This window comes from Spiroplasma tabanidicola, assembly GCF_009730595.1.
Taxonomy (GTDB): domain Bacteria; phylum Bacillota_I; class Bacilli_A; order Mycoplasmatales; family Mycoplasmataceae; genus Spiroplasma_A; species Spiroplasma_A tabanidicola.
In genome coordinates this window covers 241,120-260,930 of the sequence record NZ_CP046276.1, presented here as the reverse complement: position 1 = coordinate 260,930, position 19,811 = coordinate 241,120, and the positions used below count along the sequence as shown (strand labels likewise).

Genomic DNA, 19,811 nt, shown 5'->3' with positions numbered 1-19,811 from the left:
ACAATCGAAGCGCTTAATTTTATTTTAAAAATGGTCGGAACAAGTGGACTTGAACCACCGACCTCACCCTTATCAGGGGTGCGCTCTAACCAACTGAGCTATGCTCCGAAAAACAATTAGATTATAAGTTATCTGAAAAAAATTTACAATCTTTTTTTGTATTTTTTTTAACTATTTTTGTCAATAACATATGATATTTTCCCTATATATAACAAATAAAAATTTCCCAAATATATAATTTATAATGGGGGATTTAAATATGAGGAGATATTTAAAAATGAATGAAAAAGATAAAATGGAAATAATTAAAGCTGTAATTGATGAAAAACTATCTAAAAAAGCTGCAGCTATAAAAATCTGTCAAACAATAAGAAATGTTAACTTATTAATTAACAAATATAAAAAGTATGGTTACACAGCATTTATCCACAAAAATACTGGAAGAATATCAAATAAAAAAATAAAACATCAAATAAGTGATCAAATTATTGACTTGTACATTAATAAATATGAAGAATATAATTATAAACACTTTTTAGAAAAGCTTTGATCAAACCATCAAATAAGTGTTTCATATACTTACTTAATCAATTTATTAAAAAAGAATAATTTATATTCACCAAGAATTCATAAAGTAACTAAAAAAATGATTAAACAAAAAATTACTAACTTATTAAAAAATGAAAATATTAAAAAACCTGAGAAACGAGAGTATTTAAATACTTTGCTTTCAATAGAAAATATTCATCCTATGCAAAATCGAAAAACAGAGTTTGGTGAGCGCTTGCAAACTGATGCATCAGTCCACTACTGAGTTGATAATGAGAAATGGTATTTACATGGTTTTATAGATGATGCAACAGGTAAAGTTTTAGCTTTATATTTTGATAAAGAAGAAACTCTTATGGGATACTACAATATAACAAAAAAAGTTTTATTAGAGTATGGGATTCCAAAGGAGATACTTACTGACAAAAGGACTGTATTTTGAAGTCAAAAAGAAAAAGAGTCAGACCTTCACTCTGACTCTTTAACACAATACGGATTCTTATGTCATAACTTAGGAATAAAGCTAACAACTTCAAGTGTTCCTCAAACAAAAGGCCGTATTGAAAGGTTGTGAAATACACTTCAAGATCGCCTACCAAAGGAACTCAAAGAAAATAATATATCAGATATAAATGAAGCAAATTCATTTTTAAATGAATATATTAAAAGATATAATTCACAGTTTTCCCTTCAATTAAATAATATCATTAACTCTTCTGCTATTTTTAAAGAACATAAAAACATTGACTTTTATTTATCAAGAAGATTTGAACGAACTATTAATAAAGGTTCTACAATAAAATACCAAAATAAATTTTATATACCACATTCTAATGGCGAGCCAGTCTTTTATAAAAATAAAACAAAAATTTTTGTAGTAGAAACTTTTGATGGGCAATTACATTCAAACTCATTTAGTGAATGAATGCCTTTAATTGAAGTTCAACAAAACTCCACTTATAAAGAAGCTTATGAAGATAAAAGTGTTTATGATATACAAAAAACACATAAGCAAATTAAAACAAATAGTCCATGAAAATATACTAATTGAATATTTTACAAAAACTCTAAAAATAAAGTTTTGGGAAAAATTGATTACTTATTGACATCTTTTTTTGTATTTTTTTTAACTATTTTTAATTATTAGTTTGTTAACTATAATAGTTAACAAAAATAAAAAATACCGCTATAAATATTATTTATAGCGGTTTAAAATTATTTTTTATCTTTGCTTCCATGTTCTCCTGAGCAACTACAATCTTTACATAATTTGTGATCTCCTGTTCCTTTACAGTCACATTTGCATGCATGACAATTTAATTCACAACTCATAAAAACAATCACTCCTTTCAATAAGATTTTTATGGCGTATTGATAAATAAAGACATTTAAATTCAAAACTATCTATAAACCTGAGATAAATTTATAAATCACTTTTAATTATATAATTTTATAAATGCAAATTTTTTCTAAGCAAATCAAAATCAAATTAATTTAATTTTTTAATTAAAATTTCAAAATATCATATCCTTCATTGTATTCTCCATTTTGGACATACCCATCTCTATTTGGGGTTTCAACTTGATTATGTTTTGATTTAGATCATCAACCAAGTCCTTCGGTAAATTCTTTATCAAATCCACCTTCATAACCTGTAAAGTCAGATCCACCACTAGCTCCACCTTCTTTTTTTCAAGCATCTGCATTAGGAACATTTGGAACTATTGCATCAACAATAACATGATAAGGACCTCCAGTAGGTTTATCCGGATCTGCTGTGTTTATGTAATTTCAAAATGTTTTTGGATAGTGACCATAAAGTTTTTTAGATCCAGGTAATACAATAAGTTTATATCTCATAGCAACTCCAAATTCGGAAAACCCAGCTCAATATTTTACTTGTCAATAACTACTTAAAGATCTTGTAAATGAAGTTTCTTTTGCGGATTCTGTAAATTTAGTATATTTAACAAACTCATTTTGATCAACTTGTTGTCTAAAATCTTGACTCAATTGATTGTACAATTGAAGTTTAGCTTTTAATATATTTTCAGATGTTTGATCTGTAAGAAATTCTCTATTAACGTCATATTTTTTATATGCATCATTTTTTGTTACTTCTGAATATAAATTTGCTCTACTTTCTTCAACCAAATGATAATTAACTTTCAAATTACCTTTAAAAACTAATCCCAAATATGCTAAGTTTAAATCCATTGATCCTGATAAAGTTTTTGTATTTAAATTTATTGTAGAATTTTTTAATACTTGAGTAGTTGAGCGAGCATAATTATCATCACTTAATTTTTTTAAATAGTCTGCAATTCCACTATTTGCAATAAGTTCTTCAAAAACCAAAGCTTTTATTCCTTGTTTATCTCCATCAGTCATACCTCTTGACTTAATGCTTTGAAATGTTCCGCTAAATACATTTACTTCTAGGCTTTTGTTTTTAAATACTTCATTCGGATCTACATCTTTATTTATAATTAATTTTATATTTGAATCAGGCACAATTTTTGAATCAGGCTTGTTTCTTCCTTTAATGTTAAATTCAATATCTTTTCCATTTTCTCCACTATTTGATTGAGTAATTGTTACATCAGAAAGATTTATATTAATTCCGCTATCATTAATAAACTTGTCAAAAAAATCTTTTTTTGCTTTTTCATGATCAGAATTACTACTATTGCTTAAATTTTCTAAATAACTTGAAGTATATCCTAAACTTTTTGGCATTCCATTGCTATCATCATCTGTTAAAAAATAATTAACCTTTACATTATTTTGTAAATTAGCTAGATCTAAATGATCTGTTTGAATATTTAAAGTGAAATCAACTTGTTGCTTTCCATCATTTTTAGATTTAATTTGTATTTGAATTGGTTTAATACTTTTAATTGTTGTTAATACAGGATTTGTAATGTCTTTTATTTTAGCTATTATTTTATCTTTATCAACCCTAATTGAAACTAACTTAGAATCTTCAGAGTTCACGAAACTAATAAGATTTGGCAAACTATTTGAGTATTTTGCGATTTCATCATAATTAGTTATATTTGCTATGGTTACATCGTTTTTATCGCTTGTATAAATATAAGATCTATTTTTGTCTAATTGAAATAATGTATCAGTATATTTTGAAGGATCTGCGGATTCATCAATTCCACCGGTACCTGGTTCTGGATCATCTTCTTCACTAGGTACTTCAGGTTTATCTTTTCCGTAATCTAAACCACCATCACCTTTGTTTCCATCAGTATTTTTATACTCATTATTATGACCACTTTTAAAACTACATGAAATAGCAGAAGTACTTGATGAAATTAAAACTCCAAAAGTTGCTATTGCAGATAATAATCTTTTCATAGTATCGCTCCTAAATTTTTTGATTATATTAAGCACTAAATTATCTTAATTTTACTCTACAAGTTTTAAAATTCAAGTTTTAAAAAATAAGTTTTTATAATAAATTTATTTTTATCATTATTTTTTATAGATAAAATGGCATACTTTTGAAATTTTTTATATATAAATAAATTTTTGAAAATAAAAAAATTTTACTAATTTAAGTAAAAAAAATACCTTTTAAAGGCATTTATAAATATTCATAACAGAATGGTGGTTTTGGACGGAATTGAACCGCCGACACGTTGAGCTTCAGTCAACTGCTCTACCAACTGAGCTACAAAACCAATAAAAAATGGCGACCCCAACGGGACTCGAACCCGTGGTCTCCTCCGTGACAGGGAGGCGCGATAACCAACTTCGCTATGGGGCCAATGGTTGCGGGGGCAGGACTTGAACCTGCGGCCTTCGGGTTATGAGCCCGACGAGCTACCAACTGCTCCACCCCGCGATGAATGGCGGAAGATGAGGGATTCGAACCCCCGCTCGGGTTTCCCCGACTCTCGGTTTTCAAGACCGACCCCTTCAGCCAGGCTTGGGTAATCTTCCGTTACTAATGTATTCATTGTCCCACATAATTTGCGAATTCGCATAGAGTCGAAATTATGGTGGACCTTATTGGACTCGAACCAATGACCATCCGGTTATGAGCCGGATGCTCTAACCAACTGAGCTAAAGGTCCATTAAAAATAACAATATATGGTAGCGGGGAAGAGACTTGAACTCTTGACCTCCCGGGTATGAGCCGAGCGCTCTAACCAGCTGAGCTACCCCGCCATATATGGTGGACCCGAACGGGATCGAACCGTCGACCCCCTGCGTGCAAGGCAGGTGCTCTCCCAGCTGAGCTACGGGCCCATATATAATAAAATATAAAATTGTAAAAATAATGGTCGGGAAGACAGGATTCGAACCTGCGACCCTTCGGTCCCAAACCGAATGCTCTACCAAGCTGAGCCACTTCCCGATGTATGAATATTACAACAACATTATTATAATATTCGATTTTCTATAATGGCGCGCCTTAAGGGACTCGAACCCCTAACCTTTTGATCCGTAGTCAAACGATCTATCCAATTGATCTAAAGGCGCATATTAAGCAAACCAAAATAATTATAATATAGTTTTGAATTTTTTACCAATTAATTTAAAATTGACAATTATTATTATAACAAACTATTTTAAAAATGTTGTGTTTTTTATTTTTTTTTAAAAATTAATCTGGTAAGTTTTTTATTTTCATAGCTAGGCTCCTGCATAAATGCTATTAGGCTCTGCATCCCTTGCAAGAACCACACCAGCAGCAATTATTGTGTTTTGTCCAATTGTGAGTCAAGGTAGAATAGTTACTCTCAAAACGACTCAAATGTTATTAGAAATAACAACCGGTTGAATATAAATCAAATTTCTTTCATCTTTTTTTAACCCATGACCCGTGATTCAAAGTTGCTATTGTTACATTCATTCCAGTCATGAAGTTATATCCTATAAAAATAACTCCTCTGTCTTGAAAACTACAGTTTTTGTTAATAAATACGTTTTGCCAGTTTTTAAGTTTTACCATAATCTGTATAAAAAGGTAAAAACCATCTAAATGAACTATCAATTTCTGATTCTGTTACTTTAACAAATAATTCATTTATTTTAAAAAAAGCATCTTTTTTACTATTTAAATCTACAAGAATTGCTTATGGTTCTAATGCCATTTTGTTCATTTCTCATATAAATAACACCATTATTGTTTTTAGTAAAAACTATATACTCTTCTCTATTCATTCTCTCACCCAAAAAATTGTAAAAAAAGGACATAATGTCCTTTTGCTTCTAAATATGGAGGTACCAGTCGGAGTCGAACCGACGATCAGGGAGTTGCAGTCCCATGCCTTAGCCTCTTGGCTATGGTACCATTACAAAAAAGATTATAACAAAAATAATCTTTTTTTAAATGTTTAATCAATTACTTGATTAGTTTTTTGTTGCAATAATATTATTAAATTTGTCAACCATGTAATTATCTCAAGTTGCATCTAAATCAAATGGTTCTCCATCTTCAGTTGGCACATATCATTCACCTAATACTCCATCATAAGGCGGATTATCAATAACATAACTTGTCGGAACTGTATATCCAGTTTCTTCTGCTATTTTTTCTTGTGCATATCTTGAATAAATCATGTTTATAAATTTATATGTTAAGTCTAAATTTCTATTATCTTTACTTATTACCATAAAGTCAGTTCAAATATTTGTTGTTTGTTTAACTTCTCCAACACTTTCTCCGTTAGCTGGCTTGTACTCTGCTGGGGCATTTGGAATTAAAGAAATTGATTCTAAATTAGGATTTCCACCCTCAATTCTTGAAGTTATACTCATATTTGATCTTGTTCTTGCTTCATCAGATGATGATTCTTCATTTGGAGTAGTTTCTTCTTCATCACCTTCTTCATCACCTTCAGAAGAACTTTCATAATCATCACTGTGTCCATAAATAGCATCTCCATTATAAACAACAGTTACATCAAAATCACCAGTAGCAATTTTATCTGTTAATTGGTCTCCATAAATTCCAACATTGCTTTTGCTTACTAATTTTTTCACTTCTACTTCAGCAAGATCAATTTGTTGTTGTTTTGATAAGTTTCCATTTTCTGGAGCAGCTTTTACAGCCATAACATTTCCAAATAATTTTTCAAAAGCAAACATAAATACGTTTTTAGGATCTTCATTTAATTTTACATCTAATCCTAAATCAGCTGCTTCTCATAAAATATTTCAACTTAATTTACTTTCATCAGTTTCTTTTGTATCAGGATTGTAAATTCCTTTACTTGAAAGTAAATCAATAACTTTTTGATTTTTGATATTTCAAATCATTCTTACATCCCCTCATAAATAAGGGATTGCATAATTTAAAATTGGTTCTCCATTTGTATCTAAAACAGTTTTGTTATCTACATTTACAAGAGTATCACTTAATTTGTCAAATGTTTCACTGATTGGTTGATCATTGTTTTTCTCACAATCAGTTGGAGCACCATCAAAATTAGGTGTTTGTAAAACCTCTACTCTACATCAATCAATTTTTTGTAATTTATTTTCTTGAGCTAATTTTTTTGCCATATAGTCACTTGGAACCATTATGTCATAACTAAATGTATAACTTTTGTTATATAAACTTTCATTTGAATCATATTGTTGATAGTTGATTTTTACATTATTTTCTTTTTCAAAATCAGTTAATAAAGAAGTATCAATATAACTTCCTCAGTTACCAACAACTAAATCGTAAACATTATTTTTTACATAAGCAGCTGTTAGTAATCCAAATGATCCTAATAATAAAACTCCAAGTGATAATCTTTTTCAACTTCTATTAATTCATCTTGTTCTTTTTGAAGTATAACCTTCAGCAGTAACATCTGGAAAGTATTTTTCTTGTTTTTTATTAATATCATCTTTAACAGCGTTTAGTTTTGCTTCTGCTTTTTGAATTTTTTGAGAATATACATCTTTTGCTTCTTGCATTTTTGTATTTCTTACTTCTAATAAACTTGCAATTTCATTTTCACTAGCATTATTAGTTTTTAATTTTTTAATTTTTTTATCAATTGCTTCCACTAAAGAAACTTCTTTAAACACTTTATTTTTTTGTGCTAATCAAACACTATAAGTTTCTTCAATACTACTAATACTTTTTGCTTTCATAGCTTCAAGTTTAGCAACTGTTTCACGAAGTTTTGCTTTATCTCTACCTTCATTTAATTCTTTTTGTTTTTTTGTTAATGATTTAATTTTATTTAAATATCAATCATAGTCTTTATCACCTTTTTGTAATGATGCAGACTCACTTTGTAATTTAACAATTTCTTCACCAATTTCTTTGGCTCTTTGTTTGTCATTGATATCTCTATCTTTAAATCATTCTATTTCTTTTTCATATTTATAAAGTTTTTTATTAATTTTTGCAATAACAGCTTCAAATTTTTGTGCTTTTTTTGCATTATTTAATTTTTGAATTTTTGCTTCTATCTGTTTTTTCTTTTCACTCAATTTAGTATGAATAGTTTTTACTCTTTTTGCTTCTGCAATTTCATCTGTTAGTAAAGCAATTTTTCATTCTAGTCTACTTATTTTTGAGTTAAAGTTTTTATTCTTTTTAATTCGTAATTGTAAGCTTAAAATTCTATATTTAATTCAGTTAATTATACTTTTACTATGTCTTGTTTTAACTTCATTTTCCATACATGCTTTTCAATAAATAATTTTATTTTCTAAAGCATTTCTGATTTTAATTTTATAATCGCCTTTTTTAATTAATTCTTTTACTGTTTTTGATTTATTGTTAATAAATTGACATCCATTTCATACAAGTAAAATCAAAGTAACAATAATTACCATAAATACACCAAATACATTAATGTATGGTTGCATTCTTTTTGCTGTATAAATAAATGTTGAAACGTTTGTTTGATCTCCACCAGTAAAGTATGAAATGATAAAGTCATCAAAACTCATTGCAAAACAAATTGCAGCTGCTGTTACAATTGAAGGTAATAATATTGGCAATACTACTTTTCAAATTGTTTTAGTTGTAGTTGCTCCTAAATCTTTTGAAGCATCTAAATAGTTTTGATCAATTCTTTTCATAAATGGTAAAACTGTAATTATTACATATGGAACGTTGAATGAAACGTGAGCAGATATTAAAGTGAATATCCCAAATTTCAATCCTGAAAATATGAATAATAACATTAAACCAACCGCTGTAATTACATCAGCATTTACAAGCGGAATGTTTGCAACTCTAACTCAATTGTTAGAAATTCTTCTTCTCATTTTAGAAAGTCCAATTACTGCTAAAACTCCAATTACTATTGAAACTATTGTTGAAACAACAGCGACAAATAAAGAAACTAAAATTGATTTAACAAAAGGAGAGTTTTCTAAAAATGATGTATATCACTTAGTGCTAAAACCTTGTCATTCACTTAGATTATTTCCTGAGTTAAATGACATTACTATCATTACAAATATAGGTATGTAAATAAATAATAGCATTAAAGCGAAGTAACTTGATTTGAAGAACTTTTTCATTTTCTTGACCCCCTTACTTCGAATTTATTAGAGATTAATTTCATTAATCCCATAATTGCAAATAATAAGATTGCAAGTGCTACTGCAATTGTTGCTCCAAATCCAAAATCGGTCCCTTTAAAGAAGTAGTTCTCAATTATGGATGTAATTAAGCTAATTTTTCCATCACCCATGTATCTAACAATCAATAGTGAAGTTGATGCTTGAACGATTACTAATGTAAATCCTGCAAAAACTCCAGGTAATGATTGTCTAAATGTAATGTGTCAAAATGCTTGAAATTTGCTAGCTTTTAAATCTAAAGCTGCTGCATAATAATTTGGATCTTGATTTTCAATTGCATTATAAATTGGAGAAATAGCAAATGGTAAAAACATATATACCATTCCTAAAACTATGGCTCCAGGAGTTCCTAAAAATGATGAACCAATTAATGATAGTAAACTATTTAAACCAATAATTTTTAAAATCATACTAATTCAAATTGGTAAAGTTATTAAAACTCACATATTTTTAGCTAACATTTTGCTTCTTAATTGCGCTAAAACTAATGCAATCGGATAAGCCATAGCAACACAAATTATACTTGCACCAAATGCATACAATAATGATAATCCTAGTACTGCCATTATATTTTTAGAAGCGAAAAACTTTAAAAAGTTTTCGAAGTTTGCTTTAAATTTAATACTATTTCCTGAAGGATCTATTATTGCAAACAATAACATTCCTAAAAGAGGTAAAACTACTAAAAATCCCATTACTACAAAAAACGGAACCATAATAGGTCAAATTTTACCTTTTAATGCTTTTACTATTTTGAATTCTTCAATTCTTTCTCTTAATGGAGGTTTTTGATAAACAAATTCCGACTCACCAATTGCTTCAATGTTTTCAATATCCTCTAGTTCTGTTTCGACATCCACATTGTCTTTGTTATCTATAACTTCTGATGTTATTTCTTGATTTTCTATAACATCTTTATTTTCGCTATTAGTCATCAATTTCTTTTCACATTACGTGGATATCATTTGGTCCTCAACTTACAGACACTTTTGTATCAAAGTCATGGAATTCTGTTGTATGTACTTTATATTTTCTTTTATCACATGCTACTAATATTTCATAATGAACACCTTTAAAAATGATATCTTCAACAATACCATCATAATAACCTTTACCAGGTGCTCCAATTTTAATATCTTCTGGCCTGATAACAATGTCGATATTTTTTTGGTTTTCTCCAAATCCTTTATCAACACAATCAAATTCTTTATCATCAAATTTTACTTTTGTATCTCTAATCATTTCACCATCTTCAATAATATTTGAAACTCCAATAAAGTTTGCAACTCATCTGTTTTCAGGTTCATTATAGATTTCTTCTGGTGTACCAATTTGTTGAATGTTTCCATCGTTCATAACAACAACTCTATCACTCAAAGTCAAAGCCTCTTCTTGATCATGAGTAACTAGAATAAATGTAATTCCAATTTCTTCTTGTAACTCTTTTAATTCTGCTTGCATTTTTTTTCTTAATTGCACGTCAAGAGCTGACATAGGTTCATCTAATAGTAAAATTCTTGGTTTAAGGACTAAAGCTCTAGCGATGGCAACACGTTGTTTTTGTCCACCACTTAATTCATGAATTCTTTTAGTTTCATGCCCTTCAAGAGAAAACTTTTTGATGTATTTCATAACTTCTTGTTCAATTAAGTCTTCTTTAGTCTTTTTAATTCTTAATCCATATGCGATATTGTCATACACATCATAATGTGGAAACAATGCATAGTTTTGAAAAATTGTATTAATTTGGCGTTTATTACTTGGAGTTGGAGTTAAATCTCTTCCTTCAAATAATAAGTCTCCTAAATCTTGTTTTTCACGTCCCCCAATAATGTTCAAAGTTGTAGTTTTTCCACAACCTGATGGCCCTAATAAAGTTATAAACTCACCTTCATGGACGTTAAAACCAATACCTTTTAAAACAACTTTTCCGTCATAACTTTTTGTTAAATTACGAATTTCCAATATGTTATTTCTTTTGTTCATTGGCATTTTTCTCCTCTATAGACTTAAATATTAAATTGTTCACGCGTAATCTTAATTCATTACGCAATCAGGAGGAGTTGTTCAGTTTCTAAAATTTTTTCAAATCATTCTGTACGAGTAATAACAACATCTAGTCATTCTTCTATTATGTATTGGCTTATATTTATGATTGCATATAGTTTCATAGTTATTACTCCTTTCGTTAGAAAAAATCTTTACTAATTTATTATAAAGTAATTTTTGAGCAGTGCAATGATATAGCCTTAATTTATAAAATTTATACAATTAATTATTTTAAATAAATTTTAGCTTTTAAAATTTCTTTTAAGAGACTTAATTTAGTAGCTTTCTAAAATTTAATAGTTTGACACTGATTTTTGGCAGTGCTAAAATAGAATAGAATTATCTCTTAAGAGATGGGTTCAATGCAAAACTAATATATAAATTTGTATTAGTGGGTTGTGGTCTTATTTTTTTAATCTAAGCCACTTATAAAATAATAGAGCACCTAAAAAGCTCACAAAAAAAACTGAAATAGTTTATTTTGTCTTTTTATAAGACCATCTTAATTTTAATAAAAGTTAAAATTAACTTTAATTTATCGTAGGAGAATTAGAGAAACTCTGCATTATAAAATAAATATTGAATAAAATCAATATTTTTTAGTTTATAAAGAAATGGAGATAAATATGAATTCAGATGTAGGTTCAAGGAAGGGACCTTTTAAGAAATTATTATTTTATTATTATAAAAAAGAATATAAGTTAACTTTAGTATTAGTATTATTAAGTTTAATCATTGTGGCATGTTCAATATTACTACCACTACTTACCTATCAATTAACACTAGCAATTAATTTAAAACTTTCAAATGAATTAGGAGTGATTCAAGAAACAAGTAATCAATCAATTATGTCATTTTGAAATTTAGATATGTATTGATTAATTGGTATATCAGTTTTAGATATTATTATTTATTGCACAGTATCATATTTTTATGAATTTGTTTCTTATAAAATTGGAGTAAAAATAGAAATTAGCTTAAGAAATGAAGCTTTAGAAAATCTAGTTAAACAAGATATTTCTTATTACTCAGATAAAAAAATTGGAGATTTAATTACTAGAATTATTAAAGATACTCAAATCATTGGAGATCAAGCAATTGAAGTTCCTTTACAAATTGGAGTATCAAGTTTAGAAATTTTAGCAGCATCAATTTTAATGATTATATTTTCGTGAAAAATTGCTATATTTGCATTAGCAGTGTTTTTTATATCTAACATTGCAATTATATTTAGTTTTTTAGGAACTAGAAAAAGATTGTCAAAAGCAAAAAATACAATATCTCAAATTAATGGTGATGTTGTAAACAGATTGTCTGCAATTACTTTAATTAAATCAAGCGGAACTGAAGATTATGAAACAAAAAGATTTTTAAATATTCACCAAAAATATTACAACGAAACAAAAAAAGTTAATATTAATCAATCAATGATGTTAACAATTATTTGAGGAGGAGTTTTTATATTAAATTTCTCATCAATATTATTTTCAATTTTAGTTTATGGTGTATTTTCAGATTCTAATACAGGTTTAGATTTTTTTAAATATAAATTAGCATCTTTCCAATTAGCAGAATCAATGTTAGCTGAACCATTATTGCAAATTATGAGTGCTCTTGTTGGTTTAATTAATGCTTCTGTGTCATCAGAACGAGTTTTAAGATTAATTGAAACAAAACCTAAAATGAAAAAAGTAAAACAACAATCTATTAAATTAAAAGACATTTGAGGAGATATAACTTTTGAAAATGTTGGATTTAATTATCCCGAAAAACCTGACATAAATATCTTGTCTGACTTTAGTTATACATTTAAAAAAGGAAAAAGTTATGCCATTGTTGGAGAAACTGGTTGTGGAAAATCTACAATTATAAAATTGTTGTTAAGATTTTACGATCCTTCAAAAGGTAAAATACTTTTAAACAAAAAATATGATTTAAAAGACATTGAACTTAAAGATTATTTAAATAGTGTTGGTTATGTCGAACAAGAACCACAAATCTTATATGGTAATGTTTTTGAAAATATTCGCTATGGTAATTTTTCAGCCAACAATAAAAAAATAATTGAAGCTTGTAAAAAGGCAGGATTACATGATTTGATAATGACTTGACCACAAAAATATAACACTATTTTAGGAGAACATGGAGTTATGTTATCTGGTGGACAAAAACAAAGACTAGTAATCGCAAGAATGTTTTTAAAAAATCCAAAGATACTTTTATTAGATGAAGCAACTAGTGCTTTAGATCCAAAAGTTGAAAAAGAAATTCAAAATGAATTAAATAAGTTAATGCAATCAAGAACAACAATTATTGTAGCTCATAGGTTATCAACAATTAAAAAAGTTGATGAGATTATTGTTTTAGGAAAACAAGTTCATAACGTAGCTCAAATTGGAACATTTGATAAACTTAAACAAACAAACGGAACATTCAAAGAGTTATACGAAGCAAGTATAATGGAATAAAATTTAAATAAACAAAAACCCTTACTAAGTAAGGGTTTTTGTTTTTTACTAAAAGCAATTATAATTTTAATGAGATTTAATCACATATTTTCATATTTATTTTTTTGATATCTCAATAATCAAAATCTATTTGTGCATCAAATTCAATTTGACAAACTTCTTTTATAAAAAATCTTGAAGAAAACACACTTTCATAATTATTTACAAAAATTTCAATCGATGAGTTATCAACTCATAATTCTACTTCTTGATCTTTATGTTTTCTTTCAACATATCTAATCCCTTCCAAATCAGATATGACTTTTTCTTCTTGATTTGCTCTATCAAATATAATTTTTTCATCATTTATTATTAATTGTATATAATCTTTACCATTTCCAATTTTTAAATCTAAATTTTTATTTGTTCTGAATTTTAATCTAAAGTTTTTCTTAACTAAAAATTTATTTTCATTAATTGTTTTATGGTCTTGTAAAATATTATTTACAAATACTTCATAAGGATATTGTTTTATAACATTATTTTCAAGTGTTACTTTTTTAGGAATTGTTAACATTCCTTGTCAACTATTTTTATCACTTGGATATACTATTGCAAATGTTCCAAATCATCCAATTGATATTAACTCTTTATTAACATAATAATTTTGAGGTGCATAAAAATCATGGCCATAATCAAGTAGCTGAGGATATGTTGGATTTATAAACTCTTGTTTTTCTAAATCAATATCATCTGCAAATAAATAAACAGTACTATCATAATTAAAGAATTTTATTTTGTCATTACTTTTTGCTCCTTGCGGACAAAATACTACAAAATATTTGTTTCCAACTTTTTCAATATTTGGACACTCTCACATATAACCAAAGTTTTCAAAATCATATTTAATGTTACATACATTTTTTTTAGTTTCATAATCATAAAAAGCAATTGATCCAACTTTAGAACCTTTCATTTGTACACCAAAGTAAATATACTCTTTATTTTTAATTTCAATAATTTTTGGATCTCTAATATGTTCATCATATAAATCAAAGTCATGCTCAATTAAAACAGCTTTATCAATTACTTTGTTATCTTTTAAAGTTCCTATAATTTGAGTTTGATGTCTTACATTTTCATCATCTCGATGATTTCCTGTATATAAAATTTTAATTTGGTCATTTTCTAAAAAAGCTGATCCAGAAAAAACTCCATGACTTTCTTCTTTAATTTCAGGTTTACTTGATAAACCTCAATATTGATAATTTAAAAAATCTTTTGTTGTGCATAATGCTCAATACTTTAATCCATGTATTGCATCAACTGGGTGAACTTGATAATGAATGTAATGTAATCCATTAACATAGATTAAACCATTAGGATCATTTAATAAACCTGTTATTGGTGCAATATGATAATTTGGATAATATAGATCTTCTTTTGCCTTTTTTTGTGCGCTTGCTATTTCTTGCTCACTAAAATCTTCTATTTTTTTGTATTTATTATCCATTAAAAACAAACTCTTTTTCTAATTTAGGCAAAAGTTCTCTAGATTCTAATTTTAAAGTTTTTACTGCTTCATCAATAATAGTTTGACTTTTTACTTTATATTCTTTGTCATATTTTTCTCTATATTCATCAGCTACAACTTTTGCTTTAGCTAATTTTTCCTCATATTTTTCAGGATGTTTTGCATTATTCATTGAGTATTGAATATTTCCTTCTGCAACAACTGCTTTTTTATATTTATTTAAAAAGCTATTTACTTCTTTAACTTCATCTTTTTTGTTTAAGAAAAATATTGAAAACTCTTTTTTGTTTTCTTTTTCAACTTTTTCTTCTTTTGCAATTGATTTTAGAACAACTCCTCTAAGAGTAATTCTATCTCTATAAACAAGAAGTGTTAATCCTAAAGCTGCTCCGATTGCTATTGCGTTGACACAAATTATTAGCAGTAAGTTTCTGACATTTCCTGAGTATAATAGTAATCCTGGAATTACAGTTACTCCCATACCTGAACAACTTACATTTAATGCTCCTGCAAATAATCCAGCAATAAATCCTCCAGCAAGACCACATAAGAATGGTTTTGTTTTTGGCAAGTTAACTCCGAATATAACTGGTTCTGTTATTCCAAACAAGGCCGGAGCTACCGAAGACATTAATACTTTCATTTTTGATCTATTTTGTTCTTTCAATGCAACAGCAATTCCTGCCCCTGCTTGAGATGCGATTGATGCCGTTCACACAGCATTCATCATTGAACCTGATCCATCAATTGAACCTTGAATTACCATTTGAATTTCTAATCCTTGTAGTAATTGGTGACAACCTGTAATAACTATTGCTTGAACGATTCCTGAAAGTATTGCAGTTCCAAAACCAAATTTAATTTTTAAGAATCAAGTTGATGCTATCAAGATTCCTTCTTCAACATATTGTAGTAATGGTCCTAATAAAAGTAGACCAGCTAAAAATATCACTGCTATTGTAACAAATGGTGTAATTATCATGTTTAAAAAATTAGGAACTATTTTTCTTAATCCTTTTTCTAAAAATGCTGCTCCAATTCCTAATACTAATGGTGGTAAAACCGATCCTTGATATCCTGTAATTTTTAAGAATCCAATTTTTCATGCTTCTACTGCAGCAGGAACTGATTTATGAACAATTTCTTCTCAATCACTATCAGTGTGACCACTATCTATGAATTCTTTATATTTTTCATATAAATTTATCGCACTTTTACTTGGTAGTATCGGATTTACTAACATAATACCAATAACTATTCCAATTACTGGAGATCCACCAAATCTTTTAACAGTACTTCAACATACTAAAACTGCTAAAAATGAAAATGCAGTATCTGTTAATATTGAAAAAATATCATAAGCTCTAGTATTTTGACTAATTGCTTTTGTTTGAACAAGCAGTGCACTTAATCCCATAAGCATTCCTGCTGCAACTAAAGCTGGAATAATTGGTAAGAAAATATCTCCCAAAGTACTCATTGCTCTTTTTACAATGTTCTTGTTATTTTTAGCTTTTACGTTTGCTTTCATTTCAAAGCTACTTGCTGTTAATTTAATTTTTGAAGTTTCTTCATCAATTTTATCAACAACACCAGCACCTAAAATGATTTGTACTTGATTTCCACTTCAATTAACACCTTTAACAATTTTAGATTTTTGAATTTCATCGACATTAACTTTGTTTTTATCAATAACGTTATATCTCATTCTTGTATAACAATGTAGGAATGATTCAATATTTTCTCATCCACCAACATGGTCTAAAAATGTTTTGGCTTCTTGTTTATAATTAATTTTTGCCATATATACCTCCCTATTTTTTATATATCTACATAATAGTGCTGCAAAATAAGAAAGACAAACTTATAATTATATGTTTTTTCTATGCTCTATAAAATTTCATTTAAAATTTTTAAATTCATAAAAATTTAAGCAATATTCCATTAAAACTCCATTTTGATCAAATACATTTCCTATATCTAAAACAAATGAACCATCATAATATCCATATTCAAATGTTAAAGTATCTTTAAAATTTATTGGTGCTTGTAAAATATTTTTTTGAGAATATGAAATTTTAAAACCTTCAATGTTTTCTAAATATTTAAAAATCCCAATTTCATTAATTAGTTCAATATCAAATTTAGGTGTATTTTCTAAGGGTAAGTATGATTCTTCATAAATAAAAGGTTCATTATTTCTAAATCTTCTAACTACTATTTTTCGATATTGATCGTGTTCTAAAAAAACTTCTTTAGTTTCGCATCATATATCTTTACTATTAACGATTCCAGCATAATAATATCTACTTCTAGTATTATCAAATAACTCACCAAAGCAAAATAAAACATTACTTTTAATTTTATTACCTAAAAAATATCCTTCACCTTGTTTTGAAAAAGCAATGTTTAATTGTTGTAAATGTTTAAAAGCTTCTCTAATCGGTTGTTTAGAAAATTTAAATTTTGTAATTAGTTGTGCTTCAGAAGGAAACTTTTCCCCATTTTTTACTTTTCCATCATTAATTAAAGAAATTAAATGATTTATAACTATTTGCTTTTTTTTCATATATTCACCTTTTATATCTATTTTTATTATAAAGAATTATCAAATGAAGTAAAAAAAAATAACTTTTATAAAAAGTTATTTTTCGCTTTCAATACTTTTTAAATATTCGTTTAATGCTTTTGCAACTCCTGATTTTTTATGATGTCCTGTAATTTGAGTAGCAATTTTTTTGATATGTTTTGATGCGTTTTTCATAGCAACACTAAGTCCAACTCACTCCATTGCTTTTTTATCATTATCACCATCACCAAAGTACATTATTTCATCAGCGGTTATATTTTCAACTTTTGCTATGTCTTGAAGCGCAAATATTTTATCAACTCCATTAGGATTAATTTCAATATTTGCAGTATTTCCAGAAACATAACTTCATGAAAACATTTCATAATTTTTTTGACTTAAAGTCTCTTTGCATTTTTCAATAAGTTTTTTCTTACCATAAACTATTATTTTGTATGCTTTTTGATCCATCTCATCTTTTGTATAAACTTTTATCTTTCGATGTGATATTTTTTTCATAAATCAGATGAATGCACCTTTATTTTTTATCACATAAGCAACTTTAATATCTTGCGAATAAGAAAAACAATTTAACTTGTTATCTAAAGCACTATTGTATATATATTTAACATCATCAATATCAAATAAAGTTTCTTTTATTAAAACTGGTTTTTTATTTTTATCATATTTATAAATAGCTCCACCATTCATGGTTACAACATATTCTAATGATTCATTTATTCCAATTTCTTTTGCGATTTTATCTACTCTATTAAAAGCTCTACCTGAAGCAATACAAAACTTTATTCCCTTTTTCCTTGCTTCATTAATAGCTGCAATATTTTTTTTAGAAACTCTTTTGTTTTTTCCTAATAATGTTCCATCAATATCTAATGCGATTAATTTAATCATAATAATTATTTAGCAAAATCTAATAATGCATCTTTACCTAAAGAACCAACGTTTCTGTTTGTTTCGTTACCATTTTCAAATTTCACAACTGTTGGGATTGATTTAATTTCATATTTATCTGCAACTTCTCTTAATTCATCAACATTAACTTTTATAAAGTTTGAGTTTGATGCTTCTTGTGATACTTGATCGAATAATGGTGCAAACATTTTACATGGTCCACATCAATCTGCATAGAAATCTACAACTGTATTTGGTTTTGCTATTTCTGAGTAAAATTCCTCAGCTGAACTTATAATTTTTGCCATAATATATTCTCCTTCTTATAAAATATGTTCTTCAATAAACTTTGCAACTCCATCTTCATCATTGGATAAAGTGACAAATTTTGCAATACCTTTAATATCATCAATAGCATTTGCCATTGCAATAGGATATTGTACAACTTTAAACATAGGGATATCATTTACACTATCTCCAAAACAAAATGTTGAACAATTTGTTTGATTATAGCCAAGATGATTCAAAATATACTCTATTGCCTCACCTTTATTGATTCCCTTTGCACAAAGTTCATATACTCTACGAGTATATTGAGTAATTTGCAATTCTGGTTCTATAAAACTAAAGTCTTTATATAATTGGTTACGATCATAATCATTTGCATTTTCATCTAAAATGATTGTTAAATGATTAATTGCTGATTCAATCTCTACTAAGTCTTTAACTATTTTATAATCAACTTTCATAATATCGCTTCAGTATCTAGAATCTTCCCCAGCTCCATATACATAAGTAATATCATCTGCAAAATAATGAACTTTGTACTTTCCAATTTTACCATAAGTTTGGTTAAAAACTTTTTCTATCATTTCTCTTGAAATAACACTTTTTCTTATATATGAATTTATTTTAAAATCATAAATGTGAGTTCCATTATTCGCAACAGCTATTCCACCTAACTTATCTAATCCTAAATAAATAGCTTGTTGAAAAATAGCATCTTTTGTACTTCTTGCTGTTATAGGAATTATATAATGACCATTTTTATATAATTTTTTAACAACATCAATTGTAGTTTGACTAAACAAGTGATTAGACATTAAAGAAGTACCATCAAGATCTATAAAAATTATTACTTTTTCTTTATTTATGTTTTTCATACAAAACCACCTTGCTATATAT

General features: G+C 27.4%; 12 protein-coding genes and 11 tRNA genes. 2 read left to right on the top strand and 21 right to left on the bottom strand.

All coding sequences use genetic code 4. The features are described 5' to 3' along the window. Positions 1-31: 31 nt before the first annotated feature. Positions 32-108 (bottom strand) — tRNA-Ile (locus STABA_RS01240). A 169-nt stretch (positions 109-277) separates the two neighbouring features. Between STABA_RS01240 and STABA_RS01235 the strand changes: the two genes are divergently transcribed. Next, positions 278-1,696 carry an ISNCY family transposase gene (locus STABA_RS01235; protein WP_156005715.1) on the top strand — a complete coding sequence of 473 codons (1,419 nt, stop codon included), beginning with the start codon at positions 278-280 and terminating at the stop codon, positions 1,694-1,696. Positions 1,697-2,055: 359 nt separating this feature from the next. Here STABA_RS01235 and STABA_RS01230 read toward each other — a convergent pair whose 3' ends face one another. The 14 genes from STABA_RS01230 to potA form a co-directional block, all read right to left on the bottom strand. Further along, complete coding sequence (locus STABA_RS01230; RefSeq protein WP_156005713.1) at positions 2,056-3,918, bottom strand: hypothetical protein; 1,863 nt, start codon at positions 3,916-3,918, stop codon at positions 2,056-2,058. 250 nt (positions 3,919-4,168) lie between these two features. Then, positions 4,169-4,244 (bottom strand) — tRNA-Phe (locus tag STABA_RS01225). Positions 4,245-4,253: 9 nt separating this feature from the next. Further along, a tRNA-Asp gene (locus tag STABA_RS01220) sits at positions 4,254-4,330 on the bottom strand. 2 nt (positions 4,331-4,332) lie between these two features. Then, positions 4,333-4,408 (bottom strand) — tRNA-Met (locus STABA_RS01215). 5 nt (positions 4,409-4,413) lie between these two features. After that, positions 4,414-4,506, bottom strand: a tRNA-Ser gene (locus STABA_RS01210). 57 nt (positions 4,507-4,563) lie between these two features. Next, positions 4,564-4,640 (bottom strand) — tRNA-Ile (locus tag STABA_RS01205). 18 nt (positions 4,641-4,658) lie between these two features. Further along, positions 4,659-4,735, bottom strand: a tRNA-Met gene (locus tag STABA_RS01200). A 5-nt stretch (positions 4,736-4,740) separates the two neighbouring features. Beyond that, positions 4,741-4,816 (bottom strand) — tRNA-Ala (locus STABA_RS01195). A gap of 32 nt (positions 4,817-4,848) precedes the next feature. After that, positions 4,849-4,925, bottom strand: a tRNA-Pro gene (locus STABA_RS01190). A gap of 48 nt (positions 4,926-4,973) precedes the next feature. Beyond that, positions 4,974-5,050 (bottom strand) — tRNA-Arg (locus tag STABA_RS01185). A 739-nt stretch (positions 5,051-5,789) separates the two neighbouring features. Next, positions 5,790-5,864 (bottom strand) — tRNA-Cys (locus STABA_RS01180). 59 nt (positions 5,865-5,923) lie between these two features. Then, positions 5,924-9,052 (bottom strand): spermidine/putrescine ABC transporter permease/substrate-binding protein, encoded by a 3,129-nt coding sequence (gene potCD / locus STABA_RS01175; RefSeq protein ID WP_156005711.1) that lies wholly within the window; start codon positions 9,050-9,052, stop codon positions 5,924-5,926. Further along, positions 9,016-10,050, bottom strand: a complete 1,035-nt coding sequence (gene potB / locus STABA_RS01170) for a spermidine/putrescine ABC transporter permease (RefSeq protein ID WP_156005709.1) — start codon at positions 10,048-10,050, stop codon at positions 9,016-9,018. Before potB ends, potCD begins: the two co-directional genes overlap by 37 nt. Then, positions 10,043-11,101, bottom strand: a complete 1,059-nt coding sequence (potA, locus tag STABA_RS01165) for a spermidine/putrescine ABC transporter ATP-binding protein (protein ID WP_156005707.1) — start codon at positions 11,099-11,101, stop codon at positions 10,043-10,045. Before potA ends, potB begins: the two co-directional genes overlap by 8 nt. Before the next feature lie 689 nt (positions 11,102-11,790). On the opposite strand from potA, the gene STABA_RS01160 reads away from it, so the two are divergent. Continuing rightward, positions 11,791-13,632, top strand: a complete 1,842-nt coding sequence (locus tag STABA_RS01160; RefSeq protein ID WP_170264669.1) for an ABC transporter ATP-binding protein — start codon at positions 11,791-11,793, stop codon at positions 13,630-13,632. A gap of 76 nt (positions 13,633-13,708) precedes the next feature. Here the strand turns inward: STABA_RS01160 and STABA_RS01155 are convergent, their stop codons facing one another. The 6 genes from STABA_RS01155 to STABA_RS01130 all read right to left on the bottom strand — a co-directional run bounded on the left by STABA_RS01155 (position 13,709) and on the right by STABA_RS01130 (position 19,789). Next, positions 13,709-15,124 carry a GH32 C-terminal domain-containing protein gene (locus STABA_RS01155; protein ID WP_156005703.1) on the bottom strand — a complete coding sequence of 472 codons (1,416 nt, stop codon included), beginning with the start codon at positions 15,122-15,124 and terminating at the stop codon, positions 13,709-13,711. Continuing rightward, the gene (locus STABA_RS01150; RefSeq protein ID WP_156005701.1) at positions 15,117-16,949 is read right to left on the bottom strand and encodes a PTS transporter subunit EIIC; all 1,833 of its coding nucleotides are present in this window, start codon (positions 16,947-16,949) and stop codon (positions 15,117-15,119) included. Before STABA_RS01150 ends, STABA_RS01155 begins: the two co-directional genes overlap by 8 nt. 66 nt (positions 16,950-17,015) lie before the next feature. Beyond that, positions 17,016-17,714 carry a GntR family transcriptional regulator gene (locus STABA_RS01145; protein ID WP_156005699.1) on the bottom strand — a complete coding sequence of 233 codons (699 nt, stop codon included), beginning with the start codon at positions 17,712-17,714 and terminating at the stop codon, positions 17,016-17,018. A 75-nt stretch (positions 17,715-17,789) separates the two neighbouring features. Next, positions 17,790-18,626: a Cof-type HAD-IIB family hydrolase gene (locus STABA_RS01140; protein ID WP_156005698.1), complete on the bottom strand. Its 837-nt coding sequence runs from the start codon at positions 18,624-18,626 to the stop codon at positions 17,790-17,792. 5 nt (positions 18,627-18,631) lie between these two features. After that, positions 18,632-18,934, bottom strand: coding sequence for a thioredoxin (gene trxA, locus STABA_RS01135; RefSeq protein WP_156005696.1), 303 nt, complete (start codon positions 18,932-18,934; stop codon positions 18,632-18,634). 15 nt (positions 18,935-18,949) lie between these two features. Continuing rightward, entirely contained in the window at positions 18,950-19,789 is an 840-nt protein-coding gene (locus STABA_RS01130) for a Cof-type HAD-IIB family hydrolase (protein ID WP_156005694.1), read from the bottom strand. Positions 19,790-19,811: the final 22 nt, after the last annotated feature.